Genomic DNA, 26,358 nt, shown 5'->3' with positions numbered 1-26,358 from the left:
GGAGGGGCGGCGTTGCCGTGGGTCACCCCGTCGGCGCCGCCCGCATCCCCTCCCGGGCGAACTCCCGCATGCCTTCCTCGAATCCGGTCGCCGCCCGCCAGCCGAGCTCGTCGGCGATCCGCTGCGAGGAGGCGGTGATGTGCCGTACGTCGCCGAGCCGGTACTCCCCCGTGACCACGGGCGCCGGTCCGCCGCACGCCTCGGCCAGGGTCCGCGCCATCTCGCCGACGGTGTGCGGCACTCCGCTGCCGGTGTTGTACGCGGTCAGGGTGCCGGCGGGCCGGTCCGGCAGGGCGTGCAGGGCGACCGCATTGGCCGTGGCGACGTCGCGCACATGGACGAAGTCCCGCCGCTGGCCGCCGTCTTCGTAGACCGTCGGGGCCTGACCGCGGGCCAGCGCCGAGCGGAAGAACGAGGCCACCCCTGCGTACGGGGTGTCACGCGGCATCCCGGGCCCGTAGACGTTGTGGTAGCGCAGCGCGACGGCCCGGCCGCCGGTGGCGCGGGCCCAGGAGGCGGCCAGATGTTCCTGGGTGAGCTTGGTGGCCGCGTAGACGTTGCGCGGATCGGTGGGCGCGTCCTCGCCGACCAGCCCCGGCAACAGCGCGGCGCCGCAGTGCGGGCAGCGTGGCTCGAATTGTCCGGCGTCCAGTTCGGCCACCGCCCGCGGACCGGGCCGCACCACCCCGTGACGGGGGCAGGCGTAACGGCCCTCCCCGTAGACCACCATCGACCCGGCGAGCACCAGCTCGCGCACCCCGGCCTCGGCCATCGCGGCCAGCAGCACCGCGGTGCCCAGGTCGTTGCAGCCGACGTAGTCGGGCGCGTCCGCGAAGTCCTTGCCGAGGCCCACCATCGCCGCCTGGTGGCAGACCGCCCGCACGCCCCGCAGGGCCTCGTCGACCGCCGCGCGGTCCCGTACGTCGGCGACGATGCGCCGCTCCCCCGGGCGCGGCGGCGGGGGCTCGGGGTGTGCCGAGGGCAGCAGGGCGTCGAGCACGACAGGCTCGTGCCCGCGCGCCGTGAGCGCCTCGACGACCTGCGATCCGATGAATCCGGCGCCGCCGGTGACCAGTACACGCATGCCGGTCACGCTAAGCGGGACAGGGCGTTCCGACGCGCGCACGAGCCGTCGTGTCATGGGTCCGTAAGATCCGCGGCCCCTCCGCACGGCCGCTGCCCGGCCCCCCGGGCCACTGCGATTCGGTAACAGGGCGCATTCGAGGTATTTCGGTACGGCATATGTTGCATATGCTCAGGTCGGGGGTCGGGGGGCCGCTTTCGGACACTCCGACGGCCGACGGCCTCCGTGCCCGACCTTGCCCGCTCACTTCACCTGACACCGTCGGAGAACACCTTGGCCGTGGACAACGGGGAGCAGCGCACCGGCTCCCGGGTGCTGCCCGCGCTTCCCTATGCGGTGATGGCCGTGGTCACCACGGTCGACCTCACCGCGGGCCCGGAGGTCGGGTTCCTGCCGCTGGTGTCGCTGGGACCGGCGTTCGCCGGGCTGGTCGGCGGCTGGCGGCGGACCGCCGTGGTCGGGCTGACGGCCTTTGTGCTCTGCCTCGGCCTGGGGGTCTACAACGGCCTGTTCGAGAGCCGGCGCGGGCTGACCGCGCTGCTGTCGGTGGCCGGGGTGACCGCGGCCGGGGTGGTCGCCGCGGTGATGCGGCAGCGACGCGAGGCGGAGCTGGCCAGCGTCCGCTCCATCGCCGAGGTCGCCCAGCGGGTCCTGCTGCGCCCGGTGCCGCGCGGCGCCGGGCCGCTGCGGATCGCGGTCTCGTACACCTCGGCGGTGGCCGAGGCCCGGATAGGCGGCGATCTGTACGAGGTGGTGACCTCGCCCGCCGGGGTGCGGATCATCGTCGGCGATGTGCAGGGCAAGGGCCTGGAGGCCGTGGAGAGCGCGGCGGTGGTGCTCGGCGCCTTCCGGGAGGCGGCGCACGACGAACCGGACCTGCCGGCCGTCGGCGAGCGGGTCGAGCGGGCGCTGAACCGCCATCTGTCCGGCGAACGGTTCGTCACGGCGGTGCTCGCCGAGATCGGTGACGGCCCGCACGCCACGCTGCTGAACTTCGGTCACCCGGCGCCGCTGGTCGTCCGCCCCACCGGCTCGGTGGCCTTCGCCGCACCGCCGGACCGCGCCCTGCCGCTCGGCCTCAGCCTGCACGACGCCGGGGCGCCGGCCCCCTACGAGGTGCCGTTCGCACCCGGCGATCAGCTCCTCTTCTACACCGACGGCGTCACCGAGGCCCGCGATGCGGCGGACCGCTTCTACCCCCTCGACGAACGCGCCGCGCTGCTCAAGGACCCCGACCCGGAGACCGCGCTGCGCGCCGTGCGCGAGGACCTGGTCGAGCATGTCGAGGGGCCGCTGCACGACGATGCGGCGATGCTGCTGGTCCGCTACCGCGGGGCCTGCTGAACCGGGGCCGGGTCAGGAGCCTCCGCGGTCCGGCTCACCGTCGTCGCCGCCGCGCTCGTCTCCGTCCGCCGCGGACCCGTTCGCGCGCTCGGCACCCGCCTCACCGCTTCCCGTCTCCTCGGCACCCGCCTCACCACGTCCCGACTTCGCCTCCGCCTTGGCGGCCGCCCGCCGCGCGACCTCCTCGCGGGCCGCGGCCGTGGCGACCGACGGCCACACCCGGTCGAGTGAGGCGTTCATCGCGGCGCCGACCAGGACCGCGAAGGCGGACACCCCGATCCACAGCAGCACCGCGACCGGCGCGGCCAACGAGCCGTAGATGGTGGGCCCCTCGACCGTCGAGGTGAGGTAGAGCCGAAGCAGGAAGCTGCCGAGCACCCACATGCCCAGCGCCACCACCGCGCCGGGAATGTCCTCCGGCCAGGGCGAACGGACGGGTACGGACGCGTGGTAGAGCGTCGTCAGGAAGGCGACCGACAGGAGCAGGACGACCGGCCAGTACAGCGCCCGGATGATGTGCTCACTCGCCGGCAGCCAGCCCACGACGGTATCGGGTCCGGCGACCATCAGCGGGAGCGCGACGGCGCCGACGACCAGCGCGGCGAGGTACAGCACGAACGCCAGCAGCCGGGTCTTGATGATGCCCCGCCGGCCGTCGAGCCCGTACATGATGGTGATGGTGTCGACGAAGACGTTCATCGCCCGGGACCCGGACCACAGGGCGATGGCGAAGCCGAGGGAGATGACGTCCGGGCGCCGGCCGGTGAACACGTCGTCGAGCAGCGGCCGGGCGATCTCGTTCACGCCCTTGTTCGACAGGACGGTGCCGGCGGCGCCGAGGATGTGCCGGCGGACGTTGTCGAGGGTGTCGTGCCCGATCCAGTCGTTCGTGTAGCCGAGCACGCCCAGGAGCCCGAGGATCAGCGGCGGCAACGACAGCAGGCTCCAGAAGGCGGCCTCGGCGGCCAGGCCGGTGACGCGGTACTTCATGCAGGAGTTGACCGTGTCCTTGAGCAGGAGCCAGGCCAGCCGGCGCTTGGAGACGTTGCGATAGAGGGCACGGGCCTTGGTCAGACGGCCCGCGGGCCGCTCGGTTGGTTCGTTTGCCGGCTGCACCTCCTTACCGTATCTGGCATGGCAGCCACCACTCACACGGTCACGAACCAGCCTCCGCCGCTGGTCGGATACGACGTCTTCACCGGCGATGCGGCCCTGACCGAGGGCGTCGCCCGGTATGTCGCCGACGTCCGGCTCGACGAGGTACGCGAAGAGCTCAGCACACTGGGGCAGGCGGCCGGCTCCGCGCACGCCCGGCAGTGGGGCGAACAGGCGAACGCGCATCCCCCGGTCCTGCGCACCCACGACCGCTACGGCCACCGGATCGACGAGGTGGAGTTCCACCCGGCGTGGCACCGGCTGCTCGGCCATGCCGTCACGGCCGGCCTGACCGGCGCATGGTCCCGGCCGGACGGCCATGTCCGCCGCACCGCCGGCTTCCTCGTGTGGACCCAGGCCGAGGCGGGTCACGGCTGCCCGGTGTCGATGACCCATGCCGCGGTGCCCACGCTGCGCGCCGAACCCGAGCTGGCGGCCGAGTGGGAGCCGCTGCTGACCTCGCGGGTGTACGAGCAGGAGCTGCGCCCGGTCGCCCAGAAGGGCGGCGCACTGGCCGGGATGGCCATGACGGAGAAGCAGGGCGGCAGCGACCTGCGGGCCCTCACGACCCGCGCCGAGCCGCTCGCCGCACCCGGCGAGTACGTACTGACGGGTCACAAATGGTTCTGTTCGGCGCCGATGTCGGACGCCTTCCTGGTGCTGGCCCGCGCGCCGGGAGGCCTCACCTGCTTCCTGCTGCCGCGGGTCCTGCCGGACGGCAGCCGTAACGCCTTCCGCATCCAGCGGCTCAAGGACAAGCTCGGCAACCGCTCGAACGCCTCGGCCGAGGTCGAGTTCGACGGGGAGAGCTGGGCGCGCCGGGTCGGCGAGGAGGGGCGCGGGGTGGCGACCCTCATCGAGATGGTCGCGGCGACCCGGCTGGACTGTGTCACCGCGTCGGCGGCGGTGATGCGGCAGGCGGTGGCGCAGGCGGTGCACCACAGCGCGCACCGGGAGGCCTTCGGGGACCGGCTGATCGACAAGCCGCTGATGCGCAATGTGCTGGCCGATCTGGCGCTGGAGTCGGAGGCGGCGACCACGCTCGCGCTGCGGCTGGCGGCGGCATACGACAGCGGCACCGAGCAGGACCGGCACTTCCTGCGGCTGGCGGTGCCGGCGGCGAAGTACTGGGTGACCAAGCGCTGCACACCGATGGTGACCGAGGCGCTGGAGTGCCTGGGCGGCAACGGCTATGTGGAGGAGTCGGGGCTGCCGCGGCTGCTGCGCGAGGCGCCGCTCAACTCGATCTGGGAGGGCTCCGGCAACGTCCAGGCGCTGGACGTCCTGCGGGCCCTGCGGCGCGAACCCGAGGCGCTGAACGCGTTCCTGACCGAGATCGGGACGGCACGGGGCGCGGACCACCGGCTGGACCGTGCCATCAGGGGGATGCTCACCGAACTCGCCGATCTGGAGGGCATCGAGGCGCGGGCCCGGCGGCTGACGGAGCGGATGGCGCTGGTCCTCCAGGGTGCGCTGCTGGTGCGCCATGCGCCGCCCGAGGTCGCGGACGCGTTCTGCGCCGCCCGGCTCGGCGGTGACGGGGGCGCGGCGTTCGGGACGCTGCCGCACACGCTGGATCTCGCGTCCGTGGTGGCGCGGGCGCGGCCGGTGGCCGACGACTGAGCGCGGCACCGGCCCGACGCGGCGGCGGCTCCCCGTCGCCTCCGGGCCGTCGCCTCATGAGGCGGCGGGGACAGGGGGTTACCGCCGCCACGTCGGTCGGGGAGCGGTGCCGCGCCGACTCGGCACCGCTCCCGGTACAAGGGTGTCCCGGGCCTCCCGAAAGGTCCCCGGTGCGTCCGCGCGCGGGGCAGCGGCCACCTCCCGCACCGCGCCGACGTCACGTAGGGCGGCCGATGGAGTCCCGGCGACATCCGGCGGGCTCCCGACGGGTGACCGGTGAACCCGCGGTGGCGAGACACCATCGGCCGCTCCGGCCAGACTCCCCGCAACGCGTCGTGAGCGACAACGGTTGCAGTGCGTTGCAGCGCCCGGAGGCGGACCGGGACAATGGGCCCTTCCAGGACGGCCGGTGAGCGCACGAGAGGCACGACCCGAGGGACGGCACGACCCGAGGACAGGGCACTACGGAGAACAGCGTGAGCGACAGAGCGATCGACGGCGCCGTCCGGTCGGCCCAGGACAACCGCGCCACCGCACACCGCCTCGCCACGGTCCACGAGGCGGCGCTCGCGGGCGGGATGGCGCCCGGCGAGGCGTCCGACGCGCCGCGTGCGGTGATCGGTGAATCGTGGCGCCGGGTGCTGGTCTCGGGCGTCGACCCGGAGCGGGACCGGCCGCAATACCCGCTTCCCGTCGCGGAGTTGGAGCACCGTCGGCAGGTGTCCCAGCTGGCGACGGTGCTGCCGGTGTTCACCGAGGGGCTGCTGCCGTCCGCCGATGCCGCGCAGCAGATCATGGTCGTCACCGATGCCGAGGGCCGGGTGCTGTGGCGCGAGGGCAGCGCACCGGTCCGGCGGATGGCCGACCGGCTGGGCTTCGACAAGGGCGCCGACTGGACGGAGGGCGTCGTCGGCACCAACGCCATCGGCACCGCGCTGGTGGCCCGCCGGCCGGTGCTGGTGCACTCCGCGGAGCATTTCGTCCGCAGCCACCACGCATGGACGTGTGCCGCGGCGCCGCTCCACGACCCGCGCGACGGGCGCCTGTTGGGCACGGTGGACATCAGCGGTCCGGCGCCCTCCTTCCACCCCACGACGCTCTCCCTGGTCTCCTCCGTCGCCCGGCTCGCCGAGGGCGAGCTGCGCACCCGCCACCATCTGTCCCTGGAACGGCTGCGGTCGAGCGCGGCACCGGTGCTGGCACGGATCGGCGGGCGGGCACTGGCCGTCGACCCCAGCGGCTGGGTCGTGGGGGTGACGGGCATGACGCCGCCGGACCGGGTGGCACTGCCCAAGACGCCCGAGGCCGGGCCGCTGTGGCTGCCGCGGTACGGCATGTGCGCCCTGGAGCCGCTGCCGGGCGGCTGGCTGGTCCGTGTCGGGCGGCAGGAGCGGGAGATGGGGCCGAGCCGGGTGGTGCTGGACGTCAGCGGCCGGGACGGTTCGACGGTCACCGTCAGCGGGGCGGCCGGCAGCTGGTCCCACGAGCTGACCCCGCGTCATGCGGAGCTGCTGTTCGTCCTCGCCGCGCATCCGCAGGGCCGCAGCGCCGCCGAACTCGCCCGCGACCTCTTCGGCGACGACAGCCGTACGGTCACGGTGCGGGCCGAACTGTCCCGGCTGCGCCGCCATCTCGCGAGCGTCCTGGCACACCGGCCGTACCGGTTCGCGGACGGGGTGGAAGTGGAGCTCCTGCTGCCACCACGGCCCGCCCATCTGCTCCCGCAGTCACTGGCCCCGGCGGTGGCGGCGGCGCGGCAGGGGTGACGGGGCCGGGGTGACGGGTCCAGGGAGTCCGGCGCCTCACGGAGCTTTGCAGCCAGGGCGATTGACGATGCATCAGGGACGCCGCGCGCCCGCGGACGAGGAGGGCCGGGACCTGGGCCGGGGTGCACACCGCGAGAAAACCCGATGCGGACCTGCGTGCCCGCGTCGTAAGGTGACCGCACTCTGACCCCAGCTCTCCAGAAGGACGTCGCAGAACGGGAGCAGCCCGCGCGCAGCGAACGCGCGGAGCCGAATGAGTGGGCGACACGACAATCCGCGATCACTCATGCCCGCACGTTCTTCCGGAGGACCCTCCATGTCCGTAGGCCTCGGCCTTCCCATCGGCGATCCCGCACAGCTGCTGAGCTGGGCCCGGCGCGCCGAAGCCACCCCCTTCACCACCCTCGCCCTGCTCGACCGGCTCGTGTTCGACAACCCCGAGCCGCTGATCACGCTCGCCACACTGGCCGGCGCGACCTCCCGGATCCGGCTGCAGACCGAGGTGCTGCTCGCCCCGCTGCACCGTACGACGCTGCTCGCCAAGCAGGCCGCGACGCTCGATCTGCTCTCCGGCTCCCGCTTCACCCTGGGCATCGGCATCGGCGGACGCGACGACGACTACCTGGCCGCCGGTGTCGACCTCCGCACCCGCGGCCGGCGCCTCGACCGGCAGCTGGCCACCCTGCGCCGCCTCTGGTCCGGTGCGCCGCTCTCCGCGGACGTCGGCCCGATCGGCCCGGCTCCCGCCCGGCCCGGTGGGCCCGAGGTGCTGTTCGGCGGTTTCGTGCCCGCCGTGGTGGAGCGCGTGGCCCGCTGGGGCGACGGGTTTCTCGGCGCCGCACTCCCGGCCCCGCAGATGGACGGCATGTTCCGTGCGGTGGAGACGGCCTGGTCCCGGGCCGGCCGTACGGGCCGGCCGCGGCTGCTGGCCCAGGTCAATGTCGCCCTCGGCCCGGAGCCGACACTCGACCGGGCCCGCGAGGAACTGCGCGCGTACTACCGGCCGAGCGACTACACCGACCATGTCGTGAAGGGCCTGCTCACCACCGCGGCACAGATCCGTGCGGCGGTGGCCGCCTACCGCGCGATGGGCGCGGACGAGGTGATGCTCTACTGCTGGTCCCCCGACCCCGACCAGGTCGAGCGCCTGGCCGAGGCGGTGTTCCCGGTGCCGTAGGGGGGGTACCCGGCCGGATGCCGCCTGGTCGTGAGCGGGCGGGCGGCGTCCGGCCGGGGGCCCGTGGCAAGCGGACCGGCAGGGGCGCGGCGTGCGGAGGGGAAGCGGCCGGGCGGGCGCCCCGGGCCGGCCGTCCGGCGCCCGGTGGCACGCCGGGACGGTGCGGGGCGCGGCGCGGCGATCCGGCAGTACGGCGATCCGGGGCGGCGCTTCGGCGCGATCATTCGGCGTCCGCCACCCGTTCGATCGCCTGCTGTCGCCCCCGCCCGGTCGCGCGCCTAGCGTGCCGACAGCGGACCGTGCGCCCCGGCGCCCCGGAAACGCGGTCACGGGAGGTGAGCGATGAGCCCGACGGACCCGCCGGAGGCGACGGCCGGGGAGCCTGCGGCCGCACGCCGGCCCCGGTGGGGCGTACTGGCGCTGGCCGGGCTCATCGGCCTCGGCATGGTGCGCCAAGGACTGTCCGGTGAGGCGGACGGGCCGCCGCAGCCGGAGGCCGGCACCGCACTCTTCCCCGGCGATCTCCCGCCCGACGGGCCCGCGCCGCCGCCGCTGCCCCGCTCCGCCCCCTCCCGGGTGGCGATCGCCTCGCTCGATGTGTCGGCCCCGCTGATGCCGCTGGGCCTGGGCAAGGACGGCTGGATCGAGGCCCCGCCGGCCGACGAACCCCGGCTGGCCGGCTGGTACGAGGGCGCACCGACCCCGGGCGAGAACGGCACCGCCGTCATCGTCGGGCACGTCGACAGTCTCAGCGGGCCCGCGGTCTTCTACGGGCTGGGCGCCCTGGAGAAGGGCAGGACGATCCGGGTGACCCGCCGGGACGGCCGGACCGCGGTCTTCGAGGTCTACGGCATCCAGGTCTTCGACAAGCGGAAGTTCCCGGCCAAGAAGGTCTACGGCGCCACCGGCCGCCCCGAGCTGCGCGTCCTGACCTGCGGCGGCGCCTACGAGCCGGGCTCCGGCTACGCGAGCAACGTGGTGGTCTTCGCCCGGATGACCAGGGCCGGAGCCGATGAGACCGGGCACCGCTGATCCCTCACACTGTGAGCCGATGTCTCACCATGCGGACGGTCACCTCAGAGCAGCCCCTGAGCACCCCCTCGCCCCTCCCCTTTCCTCTTCCCTCCCCCTCCCCTCACTCCTTTCGGACCGACCCCCGTCCCCCCGCTCCCGGTGTGATGTGCTGACCGCATGAGCATCTCGGTCACCACGTGGTACCTCGAGCAGACCTCGCCCGCCGACCTGTCCCCCGCCGGGGAGCCGCCGGCCGAGCAGGATCTCCGCATCGTCCGGTCCGAGGTGCCGTCGCCCGAATTCAGCCGCTTCCTCCATACCGCGGTGGGCCGGCACGTCAACTGGACCGACCGGCTGACGTGGTCGTACGCCCAGTGGGCGGCGCATCTCGGGCGCCCCGGAGTCGAGACCTGGGTGGCGTACGAGCACGGCACCCCCGCCGGGTTCATCGAGCTGGCGGCGGAGGCGGACGGCTCCGTGGAGATCGTCTACTTCGGGCTCGTGCCGGACTTCCAGGGGCGCCGGATCGGCGGGCACCTGCTCACGTACGGGACCGAGCGGGCCTGGGACCTGGCCGAGCGGTGGCCGGACCTGGCACGGACCAAGCGGGTGTGGCTGCACACGTGCAGCCAGGACGGCCCGCACGCGAAGGCCAATTACGAGCGGCGCGGCTTCCGGGTGTACGAGACCACGGTGACCGAGGAGCCCGACGTGACGGCCCCCGGCCCCTGGCCCGGCGCGGGGCCCACCACGGCCGGCGCATCCGCCGGGGAGTGACCCAAACCACATTGTCTCGTGATGCGAGACAGAGGTGTCCGGATTCTGGATAACGGTGGACTGGCCGGAGAGCGGCGTGACACGCTTCCGTCATGTCTCGAGCTGGAATTGCCTTGGTGAGTCGGCGGCACGTCGACCTCGGCCGCATGTCCAGCGCCATTTGTCGGGCGGGCTGAGGCTGTATTCACCAGGGGCCTTCGGCCCCGGGCAGCACCCAGCACCACCGCATCTCCTGCCGTCCCCACCGTCGCGGACGCGCTGACACCCCTTGATCCACAGACCTTTCCGACGCGTGTGCCACGCGCCGCCTTTCGGTATGTCTGCGCAGGTCATCGTGGGTGCCCAGCGCCCCGTCCGCATTCCTTGAGCCCGCCCAGAAGGACGTACACCCATGGCCGCCTCCCCCGAAGTCCCCGCAGCTGCCACGACCCGCCGCAAGGCCGGACGCCACCGCGGCGAGGGCCAGTGGGCCGTGGGCCACCACACGCCGCTCAACGGCAACGAGCAGTTCAAGAAGGACGACGACGGTCTCAATGTGCGGACACGCATTGAGACGATCTACTCCAAGTCGGGTTTCGACTCCATCGACCCCAACGACCTCCGCGGGCGGATGCGTTGGTGGGGCCTGTACACCCAGCGCAAGCCCGGGATCGACGGCGGCAAGACCGCGATCCTGGAGCCGGAGGAGCTGGACGACAAGTACTTCATGCTGCGGGTCCGCGTCGACGGCGGACGGCTGTCCGTGGCCCAGCTGCGCGCCATCGGCGAGGTCTCCGAGGAGTACGCCCGCGGCACCGCGGACATCACCGACCGGCAGAACATCCAGCTGCACTGGATCCGCATCGAGGACGTCCCCGCCATCTGGGAGAAGCTGGAGGCCGTCGGGCTCTCCACGACCGAGGCGTGCGGCGACTGCCCGCGCGTGATCATCGGCTCCCCGGTGGCCGGTATCGCGGCGGACGAGATCATCGACGGCACCCCGGCCGTCGAGGAGATCCACGACCGCTACATCGGCAGCAAGGAGTTCTCCAACCTGCCGCGCAAGTTCAAGACCGCGATCTCCGGCTCGCCCGTCCAGGACGTGGTCCACGAGATCAACGACGTGGCCTTCGTCGGCGCCGTCCACCCCGAGCACGGGCCCGGCTTCGACCTCTGGGTCGGCGGCGGCCTGTCCACCAACCCCAAGCTGGCCCAGCGCCTGGGCACCTGGGTGCCGCTGGACGAGGTCGCGGACGTCTGGGCCGGTGTCGTCGGCATCTTCCGCGACTACGGCTACCGACGGCTGCGCACCCGCGCCCGGCTGAAGTTCCTGATGGCCGACTGGGGTCCGGAGAAGTTCCGCCAGGTGCTGGAGGACGAGTACCTCCAGCGCAAGCTGGTCGACGGCCCCGCGCCCGAGGAGCCCCGCTCCCGGTGGCGCGACCACATCGGCGTGCACCAGCAGCAGGACGGCCGCTTCTACGTGGGCTTCGCACCGCGGGTCGGCCGGGTCGACGGCACCACGCTCACCAAGATCGCCGAACTGGCCGCCACCCACGGCTCCGACCGGCTGCGCACCACCGTCGAGCAGAAGATGATCATCCTCGACGTCGAGCAGGACCAGGTCGCGTCGCTCACCGCCGGGCTGGAGGCGCTGGACTTCCAGGTCACCCCCTCGCCGTTCCGGCGCGGCACGATGGCCTGCACCGGCATCGAGTTCTGCAAGCTCGCCATCGTCGAGACCAAGGGCCGGGGCGCCTCGCTCATCGACGAACTGGAGCGCCGGATGCCGGACTTCCAGGAGCCGGTCACCATCAACCTCAACGGCTGCCCGAACGCCTGCGCCCGGATCCAGGTCGCGGACATCGGCCTCAAGGGCCAGCTGGTCCTGGACGACGACGGCAACCAGGTCGAGGGCTACCAGGTGCACCTGGGCGGCGCGCTGGGCCTGGAGGCCGGCTTCGGCCGCAAGGTCCGCGGCCTGAAGGTCACCGCCGACGAACTCCCCGACTACGTCGAGCGGGTGCTGCGCAATTTCGAGGCGCAGCGCACGGACGACGAGCGGTTCGCCCAGTGGGCGGCCCGTGCGGAAGAGGGTGCGCTGAAGTGAGCGGGCCTCGGCGCGCGGCGCCGGCTGGACCGAGGAGCCGCGCAGTGACGAAGGAACGAGCAGTGACGAGGGAAGCCGGCGCACCTGAGCGCGCCGAGGCCGAGCGGGGGACACAGTGAGCGAACGCGCCGCGCCGTTCTACTGCCCGTACTGCGGGGACGAGGACCTCCAGCCCTCCGAGGAGGGCCACGGTGCCTGGGAATGCCGTGCCTGCAGCCGCGCGTTCCGGCTGAAGTTCCTGGGTCTGCTGGCGCCGGGCAGCACCGGCCGGCCCCCTTCCGCTTCCGCTTCCGCTTCCGCTTCCGCTTCCGACGGAGGTACCACGTGACCACCGCTACCGACCTTCAGCAGCTGGCCGAACAGGCGGGCCGGGACCTGGAGGACGCGCCCGCCCTGGAGATCCTCGAATGGGCCGCGAAGACCTTCGGTCCGCGCTTCTGCGTCACCTCCTCGATGGAGGACGCGGTCGTCGCGCACCTGGCCTCGCGGGCCTTCCCCGGCGTGGACGTGGTCTTCCTGGACACCGGCTACCACTTCCCGGAGACCCTCGGGACCCGGGACGCGGTGGCCGAGGTGATGGACGTCAACGTCATCACCCTGACGCCGCGTCGGACCGTCGCCGAGCAGGACGCCGAGCACGGCCCGAAGCTGCACGACCGCAACCCTGACCTGTGCTGCGCGCTGCGCAAGGTCGAGCCGCTCGAAACGGGCCTGGCCGGCTACGACGCCTGGGCGACGGGCCTGCGCCGGGACGAGTCGCCCACCCGGGCGAACACCCCGGTCGTCGGCTGGGACCCCAAGCGGCGCAAGGTCAAGGTCTCGCCGATCGCCCGCTGGACGCAGGCCGACGTGGACGCGTACGTGGCCGAGCACGGGGTGCTCACCAACCCGCTGCTGATGGACGGCTATGCCTCCGTCGGCTGCGCGCCCTGCACCCGCCGGGTGCTGGAGGGCGAGGACGCAAGGGCCGGCCGCTGGGCCGGCAGCAACAAGACCGAGTGCGGGCTGCACGGATGACCGAGCATCAGGAGATATCCATGACGGGCGCCACGATCTGGCTGACCGGTCTGCCGAGCGCGGGCAAGACGACGCTCGCGCACGAGCTGGCCGGCCGACTGCGCGGCGACGGCCACCGCGTGGAGGTGCTCGACGGCGACGAGATCCGCGAGTTCCTCTCCGCGGGCCTCGGCTTCACCCGCGAGGACCGGCACACCAACGTCCAGCGCATCGGCTTCGTGGCCGAACTGCTGGCGAGCAACGGCGTCAAGGCGCTGGTGCCGGTGATCGCGCCGTACGCGGACAGCCGGGAGGCGGTGCGGGGACGCCACCAGAGCGAGGGCACCCCCTACCTGGAGGTGCATGTGGCCACGCCCGTCGAGGTGTGCTCCGAGCGGGATGTGAAGGGGCTCTACGCCAAGCAGGCGGCCGGTGAGATCTCCGGCCTGACCGGCGTGGACGACCCGTACGAGGCACCCGCATCACCCGACCTGCGCATCGAGTCGCACACCCAGACCGTGCAGGAGTCCGCGGCGGCGCTGCACGCGCTGCTCACCGAAAGGGGACTGGCATGACGACCGTCACTGCGGTGACCGGGAACACCGAGGACGCGAACAATCCGTACGCCCTCTCCCACCTCGACTCCCTGGAGTCCGAGGCGGTGCACATCTTCCGCGAGGTGGCGGGTGAGTTCGAGCGGCCGGTGATCCTGTTCTCCGGCGGCAAGGACTCCATCGTCATGCTGCACCTGGCACTGAAGGCGTTCGCGCCGGCCGCGGTGCCGTTCTCGCTGCTGCACGTCGACACCGGGCACAACTTCCCCGAGGTCCTCGACTACCGCGACCGCACGGTGGAGCGGCACGGCCTGCGGCTGCACGTCGCCTCCGTACAGGACTTCATCGACCGCGGTGAGCTGCGCGAGCGCCCCGACGGCACCCGCAACCCGCTGCAGACCGTCCCGCTGCTGGACGCCATCGACAAGAACCGCTTCGACGCGGTCTTCGGCGGCGGCCGCCGGGACGAGGAGAAGGCGCGCGCCAAGGAGCGGGTCTTCTCGCTGCGCGACGAGTTCGGCGGCTGGGACCCGCGCCGGCAGCGCCCCGAGCTGTGGCAGCTCTACAACGGCAAGCACTCGCCCGGTGAGCATGTGCGGGTCTTCCCGCTGTCCAACTGGACCGAGCTGGACGTGTGGCAGTACATCGCCCGCGAGAAGATCGAGCTGCCCGCCATCTACTACGCCCACGAGCGCGAGGTCTTCGCCCGCAGCGGCATGTGGCTCTCGCCCGGCGAGTGGGGCGGCCCCAAGGACGACGAGAGCCTGGAGACGCGGCAGGTGCGCTACCGCACCGTCGGCGACATGTCCTGCACCGGTGCCGTCGACTCCGACGCCGACACCATCGAGGCCGTGATCGCGGAGATCGCCGTGTCCCGGCTCACCGAACGGGGCGCGACGAGGGCCGACGACAAGATGTCCGAGGCCGCCATGGAGGACCGCAAGCGCGAGGGGTACTTCTAACCATGAGCACGACCACGAACACGGGCGCCCTCGACGTCGTCGACGCCGGTGCCACCTCGCTGCTGCGGTTCGCCACCGCCGGGTCCGTCGACGACGGCAAGTCGACGCTGGTGGGCCGGCTGCTGCACGACTCCAAGTCGGTGCTCGCCGACCAGCTGGAGGCCGTCGAGCGGGCCTCCCTGGGCCGCGGTCAGGAGACGCCCGACCTGGCGCTGCTGACCGACGGGCTGCGCGCCGAGCGCGAGCAGGGCATCACCATCGACGTCGCCTACCGCTACTTCGCCACCCCGCGGCGCCGGTTCATCCTGGCGGACACCCCCGGGCATGTGCAGTACACCCGCAACATGGTCACCGGCGCCTCCACCGCCGAGCTGGCCGTGGTGCTGGTCGACGCCCGCAACGGCGTGGTCGAGCAGACCCGCCGGCACGCCGCGGTCGCCGCCCTGCTGCGCGTCCCGCACGTGGTGCTGGCCGTCAACAAGATGGACCTGGTCGACTACGCCGAGCCCGTCTTCGCCGCCATCGCGGAGGAGTTCACGACGTACGCGGCCTCGCTGGGCGTCCCGGAGATCACCGCGATCCCGATCTCGGCGCTGGCCGGCGACAACGTCGTGTCCCCCTCGGCGAACATGGACTGGTACGGCGGTCCGACCGTGCTGGAGCACCTGGAGACCGTGCCCGTCGTCGCGGACCCCTCGGAGGACCCCGGCCGTTTCCCGGTCCAGTACGTCATCCGTCCGCAGACCGCCGAACACCCCGACTACCGCGGCTACGCGGGCCAGATCGCCTCCGGCGTGCTGCGCGTCGGCGACGCCGTCACCGTGCTGCCCTCGGGCCGCACCAGCACCATCGAGGCGATCGACGCGCTGGGCCAGGCCGTGGACGTCGCCTGGGCACCGCAGTCGGTCACCGTCCGGCTCGCCGACGACATCGACGTCTCGCGCGGTGACCTGATCGCCCCGACGGCCACCGCGCCGGGGGTCTCGCAGGACATCGAGGCGACCATCTGCCATGTGGCGGACCGTCCGCTGAAGGTCGGCGACCGGGTGCTGCTCAAGCACACCACCCGCACCGTCAAGGCGATCGTCAAGGACATCCCGTCCCGGCTGACGCTGGACGACCTCTCCCAGCACCCGGCGCCCGGTGAGCTGGTCGCCAACGACATCGGACGGATCGTGGTCCGTACGGCCGAGCCGCTGGCCCTGGACGCCTACGCCGACTCCCGCCGCACCGGATCCTTCCTGCTGATCGACCCGGCCGACGGTACGACGCTGACCGCGGGCATGGCGGGCAACGCCTTTGCCGAGGCGGCCGCCGAGGCCGCTCCGGCCGACGCCGCGGACGACGAGGGATGGGACTTCTGAGCATGCTCAAGGACATCTTCTCGACCTTCGCGAAGGAGGGCGGCCGCATCGGCAGCGGCGCCCTGGGCAGCGGGCAGGGCGGAGTCGGCCGATGTGTGTGCTGACGATGCCCGACTCCGTATGCCCCGCACCTCCCTTCCGAAGATCCATCGATCTGCCGGGCGCGCCATAGAAGGCGCGTACTGACCCGGCCCTCCGAGAGGAACCCCTCCCGTGTCTGCCGTTCGTCACCGCCTGCTGGCGGCCGCCGCCACCGTCCCGCTCCTGATAGGGGCGCTGGGCGCCTGCGGCTATGGCTCCGAGGCCAAGAAGGACACGTCGGCCGGTGTCGCGCCCAAGGGCGCCAAGACCGACGGGCTCGATCACGTCACGATCGGCCTCTTCGGCAACACCACGCACGCCACGCCGCTGGTCGGTCTCCAGACCGGCCGGTTCCAGAAGGAACTGGGCGGCACCAAGGTGAAGTCCTCCACCTTCAACGCGGGCCCCGCCGAGATCGAGGCGCTCAACTCGGGCGCCATCGACATCGGCTGGATCGGCCCCTCCCCCGCGATCAACGGCTACGCCAAGTCGCACGGCAAGAGCCTGAAGATCATTGGCGGTTCGGCCTCCGGCGGTGTCTCGCTCGTGGTCGACCCGAAGAAGATCAAGAGCCTGGACGACCTCAAGGGCAAGACGATCGCGACCCCGCAGCTGGGCAACACCCAGGACGTGGCGCTGCTGCACTACCTGGCCCAGAAGGGCCTCAAGGTCGACGCCACCACGGGCAAGGGCGATGTCACCGTCCAGCGCACCGACAACAAGGTGACGCCGACGATCTTCCGGCAGGGCGGCATCGACGCCGCGTGGGTTCCCGAGCCCACCGCTTCCAAGCTGGTCGCCGAGGGCGGCAGGACGCTGCTGGACGAGAAGAAGCTGTGGAAGGACGGGAAGTTCGTCATCACGAACATGATCGTCTCGCAGAAGTTCCTCAAGGAGCACCCCAAGGCCGTCGAGGCGGTACTGCGGGCCTCGGTGCGGACCAACGCCTGGATCCGGTCGCACCCGGCCGAGGCCAAGAAGGCCCTCAACGACAAGCTCGCCTCTCCGGACGTCTCCGGCAAGGCACTGCCGGACAACGTCATCGACCCGGCGTTCAAGAACGTCGACGTCACCGACGACCCGCTGGCCGCCACCCTCGAGGAGGAGGCGGATCACGCCGTCAAGGCAGGCCTGCTCAAGAAGCCCGACCTCAAGGGCATCTACGACCTCACCCTGCTCAACAAGGTGCTCAAGTCCGAGGGCAGGCCGCCGGTCTCCGACGCCGGACTCGGCAGCAAGTAGCCCCGCCCCCGCAGTACCGCACTCCCCCAGGAGGTGACACCGATGACGACCACCACGCTCACCAAGCAGCAGCCCGCCACGGCGGACACGGGCACCACCGTGCCGTACGCGGCTCGCATCGACCATGTCTCGAAGTCGTTCGGCCGCACCGGCGCACAGCAGCATGTCCTGGACGACATCACCATCGATGTGGCGCCCGGCGAATTCGTCTGCCTCCTGGGGGCCTCGGGCTGCGGCAAGTCCACCCTCCTCAACCTCGTGGCCGGGCTCGACGCGCCGTCCGCCGGCGCCATCGAGACGCCCGGTGGCCGGCCGGCCCTGATGTTCCAGGAGCATGCGCTGTTCCCGTGGCTGACCGCGGGCCGCAACATCGAACTGGCGCTGCGGCTGCGCGGGGTGCCGCGCGCGGAGCGCCGCGACGAAGCCGAGCGGCTGCTCGAACTCGTCCGGCTCAAGGGCGCCCACGGCAAGCGGGTGCACGAGCTGTCGGGCGGTATGCGCCAGCGTGTGGCGATGGCCCGCGCCCTGGCCCAGGACAGTCAACTGCTGCTGATGGACGAGCCGTTCGCCGCACTCGACGCGATCACCCGCGATGTGCTGCACGACGAGCTGACCCGCATCTGGCGCGAGACCGACCTCTCGGTCCTGTTCGTCACGCACAACGTCCGCGAGGCCGTGCGGCTCGCCGAGCGGGTGGTGCTGCTCTCCTCCCGTCCTGGCCGGATCGCGCACGAGTGGCGGGTGGACATCCCGCAGCCGCGGCGCATCGAGGACTCCGCGGTCGCCGACCTTTCCATCGAGATCACCGAACAGCTCCGTGGGGAGATCCGCCGTCATGGCCAGCACTGAGACCACGTCCGCCGCCGTCCGGAGCGGCGCGGACACCGCGGCCGACGGCACCGCCGCCAGGGCCGGTGACATCGCCGGTCTGGAGGCGGGGCTCGACGCCCTGGAATCCAGGGTCGTCGACCGGCAGCCGTGGCTGCGCACCGCGGCCTCGAAGGCGTTCCCCCCGCTCATCGCGATCGTCATCGTGCTCGGACTGTGGCAGCTCGCCTACCACTTCGAGCTGAAGCCGCACTACCTCCTGCCGAGCCCCGTCGACGTCGCGCACTCGCTGCAGCAGAAGTGGCTCGAGGGCACCCTGCTGGGCTTCGTGTGGACCAGTGTCTCCCGCGGCGCCCTGGGCTTCGTGGCCTCGGTGGGCCTCGGGACGGTGCTCGGGCTGGTCGTCGCCCGGGTCAAGGTCGTACGGGCCGCGATCGGGCCGATCCTGAGCGGTCTGCAGTCGCTGCCGTCGGTGGCCTGGGTCCCGGCCGCGATCATCTGGTTCGGGCTGAGCGACGCCACGATCTACGCGGTGGTGCTGCTCGGCGCCGTCCCGTCCATCGCCAACGGCCTGGTGGCGGGCGTCGACCAGATCTCCCCGCTCTACCTGCGGGCGGGCCGCACCATCGGCGCCACCGGTCTGACGGGGGTACGGCATGTGCTGCTGCCGGCCGCCCTGCCGGGCTACATCGCCGGGCTCAAGCAGGGCTGGGCGTTCTCCTGGCGCTCCCTGATGGCCGCCGAGCTCATCGTCAACGCGCCGGATCTGGGCACCGGACTGGGCCAGCTGCTGGAGCAGGGCCGCGAGTTCCAGGACATGTCCTGGGTGCTCGCCGCGATCCTGCTCATCCTCATCGTCGGCATCGGCATCGAGCTGCTGATCTTCGCCCCGATCGAACGCCGGGTGCTGCGCAGCCGCGGCCTCCTCGTGAAGAGCTGACCCATGGACACACGCCCCACACTTCTCGTCATCGCCCACGGCAGCCGCGATCCGCGGCACGCGGCGGCCGTCTCCGCGCTCTGTGCGCGGGTCCGGGCGCTGCGGCCGGGGCTGCGCGTCGAGGTCGGCTATCTCGACTTCAACGCGCCCCGGGTGCCGCGGGTGCTGGAGCGTCTGGCGGCCGAGGGGAGGCGGGAGGTGGTGGCGCTGCCGCTGCTGCTCACCCGGGCCTTCCACGCGAAGTCCGACATCCCGGCGGTCCTGCGGGAGGCGGCCGCGCGGCTGCCCCTGCTGTCCGTCCGCCAGGCCGAGGTGCTCGGCCCTTCTCCCCTCCTGACCGCCGCGCTGGAGCGCCGGCTGGAGGAGGCCGGGCTGCGGCCCGGCGACCGCCGCTCGACCGGAGTCGTCCTGGCCTCGGCGGGCTCTTCGGACCCGGAGGCGATCGCAGTGATCGCTGAAATCGCGCGGGAGTGGCGGCACACCGCTGGCTGGTGTGCCGTGCGACCTGCGTTCGCCTCCGCATCTCTTCCCCGCACGGCCGACGCCGTGCACGCCCTCCGCGCCGAGGGCGTCGACCGGGTGGCGGTGGCCCCGTACGTCATCGCCCCCGGCTTCCTGCCGGACCGAATCGCCGCCGGGGCCCGCGAGGCGGGGGCCGATGTGCTCGCCCCCGTCCTCGGCCCGGCGCCCGAGCTGGCCCGCCTGCTGCTGCGGCGCTACGACGCGTCCGTCCTGGACCGCGCCCGCGGGGACCTGACGGCGCTGAGCGCCTGACGGGCCCCCGCGGCGCGGCGGTTCAGGCCTGCGGGGTGCGCAGCCAGACCGTCGTCCAGGCCGGCAGTTCGTCGCCGCTGACCGGTGCGGAGGACAGCAGCAGTTCGCCGGCCGGCAGCGGCCGGGGTTCGTCCGACAGGTTGGTCACGCACCCCCAGCCGCCCGAGCGGCGGAAGTGCAGCACGTCCGGGTGGGCCGTCGGCGCGTCGTCGGCCCATTCCAGCGCCTCGTCGGCCAGCAGCCGGCGGCGGGTGGCCAGCGCCGCCCGGTACAGCTCCAGCGGTGACGACGCCACACCCTGCTGCGCCTCCACGGACAGCTCGCCCCAGCCCGCCGGCTGCGGCAGCCAGGAACCTCCGCCCCCAAAACCGTACGAGGCGCCCTCGCGGCGCCACGGCAGCGGTACCCGGCAGCCGTCCCGGCCCTTCAGCAGCCCGCCGCTCCGGGTCCACACCGGGTCCTGGAGGCTGTCCCGGGAGAGGCCGGCGACCTCGGGCAGGCCCAGTTCCTCGCCCTGGTAGACGTAGCCGGAGCCCGGCAGCGCCAGCATCAGCAACGTCGCGGCCAGCGCCCGGCGCAGCCCGAACTCCCGCTCCAGCACGGGCTCCTGGCCGTCGGAGAGCAGCCAGGCCTCCTCGTCGCGGCCGTCCGGCAGGCCGTACCGGGAGGCGTGCCGGATCACATCGTGGTTGGAGAGCACCCAGGTCGCGGTCGCCCCGGCCGCCCGCGCGTCGGCGAGTGCGGTGTCGATGGAGGAGCGCAGCTCCCCGGCGTGCAGCGGGGCCTTGAGGAAGTCGAAGTTGAAGGCCTGGCCGAGTTCCTGCGGGGTGGCGTACGCGGTACGGCGGGAGCTGCGTACCCACGCCTCGGCGACGGCGACCCGCGGCGGGTCGTACTCGTTGAAGACCTTGCGCCAGTCGCGGAAGATGTCGTGCACCTCGTCGCGGTCCCAGAAGGGGTGGCTGCCGTCCTCGGGCAGGTCTCCCGGCGTGTAGCCCTCGACGGTGCCGATGTCGCGGAGCGGTGCGGCCAGGTCCTTGGCCAGGCCGTGGGCCACATCGACCCGGAAGCCGTCGACGCCGCGGTCGGACCAGAAGCGCAGGGTGTGCCGGAAGTCCGCGCGGACCTCGGGGTTGTCCCAGTTGAAGTCGGGCTGCTCGGGGGCGAAGAGGTGGAGGTACCACCAGCCGTCGGGCAGCCGGGTCCAGGCGGGGCCGCCGAAGCAGGAGACCCAGTCGGTGGGCGGCAGTTCACCGTGCTCGCCCTTGCCCTCGCGGAAGACATAGCGCTCCCGGGCTGCGGATCCGGGCGCGGCGCGCAGCGCCTCCTGGAACCAGAGGTGCTGGTCGGAGGAGTGGTTGGGCACGATGTCGACCATCACCTTGAGGCCCAGGCGGTGCGCCTCGGCCACCATGGCGTCGAAGTCGTCGAGGGTGCCCAGCCGCGGGTCGACATTGCGGTAGTCGTCGACGTCATAGCCGCCGTCGGCCAGCTGCGAGGGGTAGAAGGGGCTCAGCCAGATGGCGTCCACACCGAGGTCGGCGAGGTAGGGCAGCCGGGAGGTGACGCCGGGGAGGTCCCCGATGCCGTCGCCGTCGAGGTCGGCGAAGCTGCGCGGATACACCTGGTAGACGACGGCCTGCCGCCACCAGTCGGTGGTGTTGCGGTCGGAGCCGAGGTGCTGTGCGGTCACGTGGAGGCCTTTCGGTGCGAGAGCGGTCGCATGGGGGCACCTCCCAGCGCTAGCTGGGGGAGGAAGCGGGCGCGCTGCGGCGCCGGATGCGGTCGGGTGCGGCGGGGCCGGCGGGCCCTGGGGACGCCGGTCTCATCCCTTCACCGCCCCTGAGGTCATGCCCGAGACGATCGAGCGGCGGAAGATCATGACCAGGACGCCGATGGGGAGGGTGGCCGCCACGGCTCCCGCGAACAGCGTCCCGTAGGGGACCGTGTACTGGCTGGTGAACAGGGCGATGCCGACCGGGACGGTGCGGTGGCCGTCCTCGCTGTTGAAGGTCAGCGCGAGCAGGAACTCCGACCAGGTCGCGGTGAAGGTGAAGATGCCCGCGGTGAACAGCCCCGGCCGGGCCAGCGGCGCGATGACGGTCAGGACGGTGCGCAGCGGGCCGGCGCCGTCGACGGTCGCCGCCTCCTCCAGCTCACGGGGGACACCGGCCAGGTAGTTGCGCATGATCCAGATGGCGAACGGGAGGTTGAGCGCGACATAGGGCACGATCAGGCCCGCATAGCTGTTGAGCAGCCCCAACTGCCGCTCCAGCAGGAAGAGCGGGACGACCAGCGCGATCGGCGGGAAGACGGAGAGCATCAGCAGCGCGGTCATGATGGCGCCGCGGCCCCGCAGCGGGGTGCGGCCCAGGGCGTACCCCGCGAAGAAGGACAGCCCCAGCACGACGACCGTGGAAACCGACGCCACCAGCACGCTGTTGAGCAGGTAGCGGCCGATGCCGTTGCGGACGAAGGCCTCGGCGTAGTTGCCGAGCGTCGCCGCCTTCGGCACCAGGGTCGGCGGGGCGGCGCTGATCTCGCCCGGTCCCTTGAAGGACGACACAATCATCCAGTACAGCGGCAGTGCCGACAGCACGACGATCGCCAGACCGCCCACGTTGACGGCGTTGACGTACCGGCGGATGCCGGACGCCGGGGCACGGCGGTTCATGCCCGCCCTCCTTCGTCGGCCTGCGTCCGGAAGACCCGCAGGAAGAGCAGACAACACGTGATCACGATGACGGCGGTGGTGGTCGCCACCGCCGCACCGCGGCCGATGGCGAGGTTCTGGAAGAGCGTCTTGTACCCGAGGATCGCCAGGGACTCGGTGGCGGTGCCGGGACCGCCCTGGGTCAGGACGAAGGGCAGATCGAAGATGCCGAAGGCCTGCAGGATGCGGAAGAGGACGGCGATGGCCATGATCGGGCGCAGTTGCGGGAGGGTCACCTTCCAGAACGTCGTCCAGGTGCCGGCGCCGTCGATCTCTGCCGCCTCGTAGACGTCTCCGGGAATCAGCATCAGCCCGGCGAGGACGACAATCGCGACAAAGGGGGTGGTTTTCCAGACATCGACCACCACCATGGCGCTGATGGCGGAGGCGGGCTGCCCGAGGATGTCCGGCTGATGGCCGAGGATCTGCTCGAAGAGCCAGGTCAGGCCGCCGTAGGTGCCGTTGTAGAGATACCCCCACAGCTGGGCGGCGACGACATTGATCAAGGCCCAGGGCAGCAGCAGGACGGCCAGGACCCAGCCGCGGGCGGCCCCCAGCCGTTCCAGGACGAGAGCGGCCGCGGTGCCCAGCACCAGTTCCAGCAGGACGGTGACGGCGGTGAACCCGAAGGTGAAGACGAGCGCCTGGCGCCATTCCGGGCTGCTCAGCACGGCGGCGTAGTGGTCTCCCGTCAGGGAGAGGATGCGGAACCCGCCGTACTCCAGGCGGACATCGGCGAAGCTGAGCAGCAGCGAGAAGAGCACCGGGAAGACGGTCACGGCGGTGATGACCAGCAGCGCCGGGGAGGCGAAGAACCAGCCGGTGCGCGCCCGGCGGCGTCTGCTCACCCGGGCCGGGCCGCCGCCACGGGGCGCCTGCGCCGCATGCGGTCCGGCCTCCTCCGGGGCCGGCCGCCGCGACACGGGAGCGGAGGATGTCATGGCGTTCACAGCGCCCCGCCTTCCAGCGCGGTCCGGATGTCGGCGCGGGCGGCGCGCACGGCCTGGGCGGGCGTGGCCCGGCCGCCGAGCACGGCATTGGCCCGGGTGTAGAGCGCCTTGCTGACCTGGGGGTAGTACGGGGTCTGCACGGGCCGGGCGACCAGCTGCAGTTCGCGCACCCGGGCGAGCGTCGGATCGCCGACCGCGCGCGCCTCCCGCCGGGTCAACACCTCGTCGAGCGCCGGAATCACCCCGGCGTTCTTCAGCAGAATCATCTGCGCCTCCTCACCTGCACAGAACCGGGCGAAAGCGACTGCGGCCCCGAGGTGACGCGAGTTGGGGTTGATGAAGTTGCTCCAGCCCCCGGCGCAGCTCACCCCGCGCGGCCCGTCGCCCTCGAAACCGGGGCGGGGCGCGACGCCGACCTTGCCCGCCACCTTGGAGACCGTGCGGTCGGCCGCATTGCCCCAGGCGTAGGACCAGTTGCGCAGGAAGACACCGCGGCCGCCGGTGAAGGCGTCCTGCGAGTCGGCCTCCACATAGGTGGTGACCGTCGAGGGCGTCACCCCGGTCTCGGTGAACTCCCGCATCAGGGAGAAGGCCCGCTCCGCGCCCGGCCCGTTCAGCGCCACCCGGCCCGCGCCGTCCAGTACGGGGGCCTCGGCGTCGGCCAGGAATTCGGCGACATTGCAGGTCAGCGACTCCGATACGGACCCCTGCCAGAGGAACCCGTACGGGGCGTCCCCGGCCCGCTGGACGGTGCGTGCGGTGCGCAGCAGCTCCTCCCAGGTGCGGGGCACCGGCCGGCCGTGCTTCGCCAGCAGGTCCTTGCGGTAATAGAGGAAGGCACTGTCGGTGAAGAAGGGCAGCGCGTAGACGGCGCCGCGGTATTCGCTGACCCGCCGCAGGGCCGCCGGATAGGCCGTCCAGAAGTCCTTGGGCAGCAGCGTCTGCAGCGGCAGCGCAAGGGAGTTGGCGCCGAACTGGGCGGGCCAGGTGGTGTCACCGAGGTAGACGTCAGGAGTGGGCGAGGCGCCCGCGAGCTGGGTGGTGACCGCGGCACGATTGCCGTCGGTGGTGCTCAGGGCGTTCGATTTTCGGACATGGATGTGCGGATGGCGGCGCTCGAAGGCGCGGATGATCAGGTCTGCCACCACGGGGCCGTTCCGGGAGGGGATTTCGGATACCCACCAGGTGAGAGTGGCCGGGGTACGCGGGACATGGGCGGCTTGGGTCAGCAGGGTGTCCAAGGGCTTGCCCGCGCAACCGCTGGTGAGCCCGGCTCCGGCGGCAAGACCGCCCGCGAGCAGGGTTCTGCGGCTCAAGGCCATGAGTGCTCCTCACGTCTTGGCTGTCATCGATGACAGCGCTTGCAGGCTAGAAGTGGCCTTGTCATCAGGTCAACGGCTCGTGAACGACAGATTTCAAGATGATCTCTTGGCAACGCTGTCATCGCCCTTTTGTGCTAGCGTCCCGGCATGTCCTCAGCGCAGAGCGAGGCCACGATGGCCGATGTGGCCCATCGGGCGGGGGTTTCGGTGTCCACCGTTTCGCGCACCTTGCGCGGGCTGTCGACGGTCTCGGACACGACACGCGCCCGGGTGGAAGCCGCAGCCCGCGAACTCTCCTTCGCGATCACCCGCAGCGCCTCCAGCCTCGTCACCGGCCGCACCGGACGAGTCGCCGTCCTGATGCCGGACCTGGCGTCGTGGTTCCTGAGTTCGGCGCTGTCCGGCATGGCCCCCGCGCTGCGCGAGGCAGGCCTCGAACTGCTGGTCTACAGCGTGACCGACGTGCACGAACGGGCCGACTTCTTCGACCGGCTGCCCGCCCGCCGCAACGCCGACGCCCTGCTCGTGGTGAGCTTCTCCCTCTCCCCCGCCGAACGCGCCCGCCTCGACAACCTGGGCATGCCCCTGGTCTTCGTCAGCCAGCACGCCCCGGGACGCCCCAGCGTCTACGTGGACGACGAGGACGCCGCCCTGCGCGGCACCCGCCATCTGATCAACCTCGGGCACCGGCGGATAGCCTTCCTCCAGACGTCCGACACCACGGGCTTCGCCTGGAGCAGCAAGAACCGGCTCACCGGCCACCTGCGGGCACTCACCGAAGCCGGGCTGGAGCACGACACATCGCTCGTCATGAGCGTGCCGGACTGGAAGGGCGGCGGCATGGCCCCGGCGGTGGGACGGCTGCTGAGCCTTTCCGACCCGCCCACCGCCCTGTTCACCGAGACCGACGACATGGCCTTCCGACTGCTCGCGGCCCTGCGCGACGCCAACGTCCCGGTACCGGGCCGGGTTTCGGTGATGGGCTTCGACGACCACGTGATGGCGGACGTCATGGGCCTGACGACCCTCGCCCAGCCCGCCGTGGAAATCGGACGCACCGCCGTCCGCCTCACCCGCGCAGTGATCGACAACACCGACGGCGCCCACGAACGCCACATCGTCCTGCCCACCGAACTCGTCCCCCGCGGCAGCACGGGGCCGCCGCCGGGGAAGGGGTAACGGCGGGGCGGGGGAAGGGGCTTCGCGCCGTCCGGGGCACGAGGCGGGGCGGGAAGGGCCCTCGCGCGTCCCGGTCACGGGGCGGGGCGGGGCGGGGGAAGGGGTTTCGCACCGTCCCGGTCCCGAGGCGGGGCGCGCGGCAGCACGAAAGCCCGGCCGGCGGGGGTTCCGGCCGGACGCCGGGCATGGCGGCTCGGCCCCGAGAGGGACTCTTCTCGCCGCACGCGCCGCTACCGTCGCCGAACCCGGGGCAGCGGAGCCGTCCGCGTCCCCCGTCTCGACTTGCGCTGTGCCGAACGAGCGCCGACGTAGCCGAGAAGCTGACCTAACTGACCTTGCTGACCACCGCCGGCTCTTCAACAACACGCCTCCTTCGACTCTCATAGGGAGAGCACACCCACCGGTGCGGCCGCAGACGATCTGG

Annotated in this window: 24 protein-coding genes; 18 read left to right on the top strand and 6 right to left on the bottom strand. The window is 72.3% G+C overall.

Features of this window, described 5'->3' with window-relative positions; all coding sequences use genetic code 11:
• Nucleotides 1–22: 22 nt before the first annotated feature.
• Complete coding sequence (locus tag Scani_RS38725; RefSeq protein WP_159482719.1) at nucleotides 23–1,084, bottom strand: NAD-dependent epimerase/dehydratase family protein; 1,062 nt, start codon at nucleotides 1,082–1,084, stop codon at nucleotides 23–25.
• Between the two features lie 339 nt (nucleotides 1,085–1,423).
• On the opposite strand from Scani_RS38725, the gene Scani_RS38720 reads away from it, so the two are divergent.
• Entirely contained in the window at nucleotides 1,424–2,428 is a 1,005-nt protein-coding gene (locus Scani_RS38720; RefSeq protein WP_159482877.1) for a PP2C family protein-serine/threonine phosphatase, read from the top strand.
• 12 nt (nucleotides 2,429–2,440) lie between these two features.
• Here Scani_RS38720 and Scani_RS38715 read toward each other — a convergent pair whose 3' ends face one another.
• The gene (locus Scani_RS38715; protein WP_159482718.1) at nucleotides 2,441–3,544 is read right to left on the bottom strand and encodes a YihY/virulence factor BrkB family protein; all 1,104 of its coding nucleotides are present in this window, start codon (nucleotides 3,542–3,544) and stop codon (nucleotides 2,441–2,443) included.
• An 18-nt stretch (nucleotides 3,545–3,562) separates the two neighbouring features.
• On the opposite strand from Scani_RS38715, the gene Scani_RS38710 reads away from it, so the two are divergent.
• From Scani_RS38710 to Scani_RS38635, 16 genes are all read left to right on the top strand, one after another.
• Nucleotides 3,563–5,206 carry an acyl-CoA dehydrogenase family protein gene (locus Scani_RS38710; protein WP_159482717.1) on the top strand — a complete coding sequence of 548 codons (1,644 nt, stop codon included), beginning with the start codon at nucleotides 3,563–3,565 and terminating at the stop codon, nucleotides 5,204–5,206.
• Between the two features lie 476 nt (nucleotides 5,207–5,682).
• Nucleotides 5,683–6,972, top strand: coding sequence for a GAF domain-containing protein (locus tag Scani_RS38705; RefSeq protein WP_159482716.1), 1,290 nt, complete (start codon nucleotides 5,683–5,685; stop codon nucleotides 6,970–6,972).
• Between the two features lie 316 nt (nucleotides 6,973–7,288).
• Nucleotides 7,289–8,149 (top strand): LLM class flavin-dependent oxidoreductase, encoded by an 861-nt coding sequence (locus Scani_RS38700; RefSeq protein WP_159482715.1) that lies wholly within the window; start codon nucleotides 7,289–7,291, stop codon nucleotides 8,147–8,149.
• A 342-nt stretch (nucleotides 8,150–8,491) separates the two neighbouring features.
• The gene (locus Scani_RS38695; protein ID WP_159482714.1) at nucleotides 8,492–9,181 is read left to right on the top strand and encodes a class F sortase; all 690 of its coding nucleotides are present in this window, start codon (nucleotides 8,492–8,494) and stop codon (nucleotides 9,179–9,181) included.
• 159 nt (nucleotides 9,182–9,340) lie between these two features.
• Nucleotides 9,341–9,940, top strand: coding sequence for a GNAT family N-acetyltransferase (locus tag Scani_RS38690; RefSeq protein WP_159482713.1), 600 nt, complete (start codon nucleotides 9,341–9,343; stop codon nucleotides 9,938–9,940).
• Nucleotides 9,941–10,032: 92 nt separating this feature from the next.
• Entirely contained in the window at nucleotides 10,033–10,116 is an 84-nt protein-coding gene (locus Scani_RS42305; protein WP_350257049.1) for a putative leader peptide, read from the top strand.
• A gap of 215 nt (nucleotides 10,117–10,331) precedes the next feature.
• Nucleotides 10,332–12,029 carry a nitrite/sulfite reductase gene (locus tag Scani_RS38685; protein WP_159482712.1) on the top strand — a complete coding sequence of 566 codons (1,698 nt, stop codon included), beginning with the start codon at nucleotides 10,332–10,334 and terminating at the stop codon, nucleotides 12,027–12,029.
• A 115-nt stretch (nucleotides 12,030–12,144) separates the two neighbouring features.
• Nucleotides 12,145–12,357 (top strand): hypothetical protein, encoded by a 213-nt coding sequence (locus Scani_RS41525; protein ID WP_159482711.1) that lies wholly within the window; start codon nucleotides 12,145–12,147, stop codon nucleotides 12,355–12,357.
• A complete protein-coding gene (locus Scani_RS38675) occupies nucleotides 12,354–13,046 on the top strand; it encodes a phosphoadenylyl-sulfate reductase (protein ID WP_159482710.1) in 693 nt (230 codons plus the stop codon). Before Scani_RS41525 ends, Scani_RS38675 begins: the two co-directional genes overlap by 4 nt.
• Nucleotides 13,047–13,066: 20 nt before the next feature.
• Nucleotides 13,067–13,600 (top strand): adenylyl-sulfate kinase, encoded by a 534-nt coding sequence (gene cysC / locus Scani_RS38670; RefSeq protein ID WP_159482709.1) that lies wholly within the window; start codon nucleotides 13,067–13,069, stop codon nucleotides 13,598–13,600.
• Nucleotides 13,597–14,541 (top strand): sulfate adenylyltransferase subunit CysD, encoded by a 945-nt coding sequence (cysD, locus tag Scani_RS38665; protein WP_159482708.1) that lies wholly within the window; start codon nucleotides 13,597–13,599, stop codon nucleotides 14,539–14,541. The genes cysC and cysD overlap by 4 nt, the downstream gene beginning before the upstream one ends.
• Nucleotides 14,542–14,543: 2 nt before the next feature.
• Nucleotides 14,544–15,905, top strand: a complete 1,362-nt coding sequence (locus tag Scani_RS38660) for a sulfate adenylyltransferase subunit 1 (protein WP_159482707.1) — start codon at nucleotides 14,544–14,546, stop codon at nucleotides 15,903–15,905.
• A 213-nt stretch (nucleotides 15,906–16,118) separates the two neighbouring features.
• On the top strand, nucleotides 16,119–17,228 hold the full coding sequence (locus Scani_RS38650) for an aliphatic sulfonate ABC transporter substrate-binding protein (protein WP_159482705.1): 1,110 nt from the start codon (nucleotides 16,119–16,121) through the stop codon (nucleotides 17,226–17,228).
• A 42-nt stretch (nucleotides 17,229–17,270) separates the two neighbouring features.
• The gene (locus Scani_RS38645; protein ID WP_159482704.1) at nucleotides 17,271–18,077 is read left to right on the top strand and encodes an ABC transporter ATP-binding protein; all 807 of its coding nucleotides are present in this window, start codon (nucleotides 17,271–17,273) and stop codon (nucleotides 18,075–18,077) included.
• Nucleotides 18,064–18,996, top strand: coding sequence for an ABC transporter permease (locus Scani_RS38640; protein ID WP_159482703.1), 933 nt, complete (start codon nucleotides 18,064–18,066; stop codon nucleotides 18,994–18,996). The genes Scani_RS38645 and Scani_RS38640 overlap by 14 nt, the downstream gene beginning before the upstream one ends.
• Nucleotides 18,997–18,999: 3 nt before the next feature.
• Nucleotides 19,000–19,770, top strand: a complete 771-nt coding sequence (locus Scani_RS38635; RefSeq protein ID WP_159482702.1) for a sirohydrochlorin chelatase — start codon at nucleotides 19,000–19,002, stop codon at nucleotides 19,768–19,770.
• 22 nt (nucleotides 19,771–19,792) lie between these two features.
• On the opposite strand, the gene Scani_RS38630 is transcribed toward Scani_RS38635, so the two are convergent.
• The 4 genes from Scani_RS38630 to Scani_RS38615 all read right to left on the bottom strand — a co-directional run bounded on the left by Scani_RS38630 (nucleotide 19,793) and on the right by Scani_RS38615 (nucleotide 24,755).
• Nucleotides 19,793–21,463 (bottom strand): glycoside hydrolase family 13 protein, encoded by a 1,671-nt coding sequence (locus Scani_RS38630; protein WP_159482701.1) that lies wholly within the window; start codon nucleotides 21,461–21,463, stop codon nucleotides 19,793–19,795.
• 132 nt (nucleotides 21,464–21,595) lie between these two features.
• Nucleotides 21,596–22,444, bottom strand: coding sequence for a carbohydrate ABC transporter permease (locus Scani_RS38625; protein ID WP_159482700.1), 849 nt, complete (start codon nucleotides 22,442–22,444; stop codon nucleotides 21,596–21,598).
• Entirely contained in the window at nucleotides 22,441–23,424 is a 984-nt protein-coding gene (locus tag Scani_RS38620) for a carbohydrate ABC transporter permease (protein ID WP_174872861.1), read from the bottom strand. Before Scani_RS38620 ends, Scani_RS38625 begins: the two co-directional genes overlap by 4 nt.
• Nucleotides 23,425–23,429: 5 nt before the next feature.
• Nucleotides 23,430–24,755 carry an ABC transporter substrate-binding protein gene (locus Scani_RS38615; protein ID WP_159482699.1) on the bottom strand — a complete coding sequence of 442 codons (1,326 nt, stop codon included), beginning with the start codon at nucleotides 24,753–24,755 and terminating at the stop codon, nucleotides 23,430–23,432.
• A gap of 147 nt (nucleotides 24,756–24,902) precedes the next feature.
• Here Scani_RS38615 and Scani_RS38610 point away from each other — a divergent pair, with 147 nt between their 5' ends.
• The gene (locus Scani_RS38610; protein ID WP_246296511.1) at nucleotides 24,903–25,934 is read left to right on the top strand and encodes a LacI family DNA-binding transcriptional regulator; all 1,032 of its coding nucleotides are present in this window, start codon (nucleotides 24,903–24,905) and stop codon (nucleotides 25,932–25,934) included.
• The last annotated feature ends 424 nt before the right edge of the window (nucleotides 25,935–26,358 follow it).

It is taken from the genome of Streptomyces caniferus (assembly GCF_009811555.1).
Taxonomy (GTDB): Bacteria; Actinomycetota; Actinomycetes; order Streptomycetales; family Streptomycetaceae; genus Streptomyces; species Streptomyces caniferus.
Note: the sequence above shows the minus strand (reverse complement) of the source record. Positions and strands in the feature narration are given on the sequence as shown.

What these genes read in the sequence shown, in the direction of transcription:
- Scani_RS38645 (WP_159482704.1), top strand. Translation starts at nt 17,271, where the DNA reads ATGACGACCACCACGCTCACCAAGCAGCAGCCCGCCACGGCGGACACG.
- Scani_RS38695 (WP_159482714.1), top strand. Translation starts at nt 8,492, where the DNA reads ATGAGCCCGACGGACCCGCCGGAGGCGACGGCCGGGGAGCCTGCGGCC.
- Scani_RS38610 (WP_246296511.1), top strand. Translation starts at nt 24,903, where the DNA reads ATGTCCTCAGCGCAGAGCGAGGCCACGATGGCCGATGTGGCCCATCGG.
- Scani_RS38690 (WP_159482713.1), top strand. Translation starts at nt 9,341, where the DNA reads ATGAGCATCTCGGTCACCACGTGGTACCTCGAGCAGACCTCGCCCGCC.
- Scani_RS38700 (WP_159482715.1), top strand. Translation starts at nt 7,289, where the DNA reads ATGTCCGTAGGCCTCGGCCTTCCCATCGGCGATCCCGCACAGCTGCTG.
- Scani_RS38725 (WP_159482719.1), bottom strand. Translation starts at nt 1,084, where the DNA reads ATGCGTGTACTGGTCACCGGCGGCGCCGGATTCATCGGATCGCAGGTC.
- Scani_RS38660 (WP_159482707.1), top strand. Translation starts at nt 14,544, where the DNA reads ATGAGCACGACCACGAACACGGGCGCCCTCGACGTCGTCGACGCCGGT.
- Scani_RS42305 (WP_350257049.1), top strand. Translation starts at nt 10,033, where the DNA reads ATGTCTCGAGCTGGAATTGCCTTGGTGAGTCGGCGGCACGTCGACCTC.
- Scani_RS38685 (WP_159482712.1), top strand. Translation starts at nt 10,332, where the DNA reads ATGGCCGCCTCCCCCGAAGTCCCCGCAGCTGCCACGACCCGCCGCAAG.
- Scani_RS38720 (WP_159482877.1), top strand. Translation starts at nt 1,424, where the DNA reads ATGGCCGTGGTCACCACGGTCGACCTCACCGCGGGCCCGGAGGTCGGG.
- Scani_RS38625 (WP_159482700.1), bottom strand. Translation starts at nt 22,444, where the DNA reads ATGAACCGCCGTGCCCCGGCGTCCGGCATCCGCCGGTACGTCAACGCC.
- Scani_RS38710 (WP_159482717.1), top strand. Translation starts at nt 3,563, where the DNA reads ATGGCAGCCACCACTCACACGGTCACGAACCAGCCTCCGCCGCTGGTC.
- Scani_RS38615 (WP_159482699.1), bottom strand. Translation starts at nt 24,755, where the DNA reads ATGGCCTTGAGCCGCAGAACCCTGCTCGCGGGCGGTCTTGCCGCCGGA.
- Scani_RS38635 (WP_159482702.1), top strand. Translation starts at nt 19,000, where the DNA reads ATGGACACACGCCCCACACTTCTCGTCATCGCCCACGGCAGCCGCGAT.
- Scani_RS38620 (WP_174872861.1), bottom strand. Translation starts at nt 23,424, where the DNA reads ATGACATCCTCCGCTCCCGTGTCGCGGCGGCCGGCCCCGGAGGAGGCC.
- cysD (WP_159482708.1), top strand. Translation starts at nt 13,597, where the DNA reads ATGACGACCGTCACTGCGGTGACCGGGAACACCGAGGACGCGAACAAT.
- Scani_RS38640 (WP_159482703.1), top strand. Translation starts at nt 18,064, where the DNA reads ATGGCCAGCACTGAGACCACGTCCGCCGCCGTCCGGAGCGGCGCGGAC.
- cysC (WP_159482709.1), top strand. Translation starts at nt 13,067, where the DNA reads ATGACGGGCGCCACGATCTGGCTGACCGGTCTGCCGAGCGCGGGCAAG.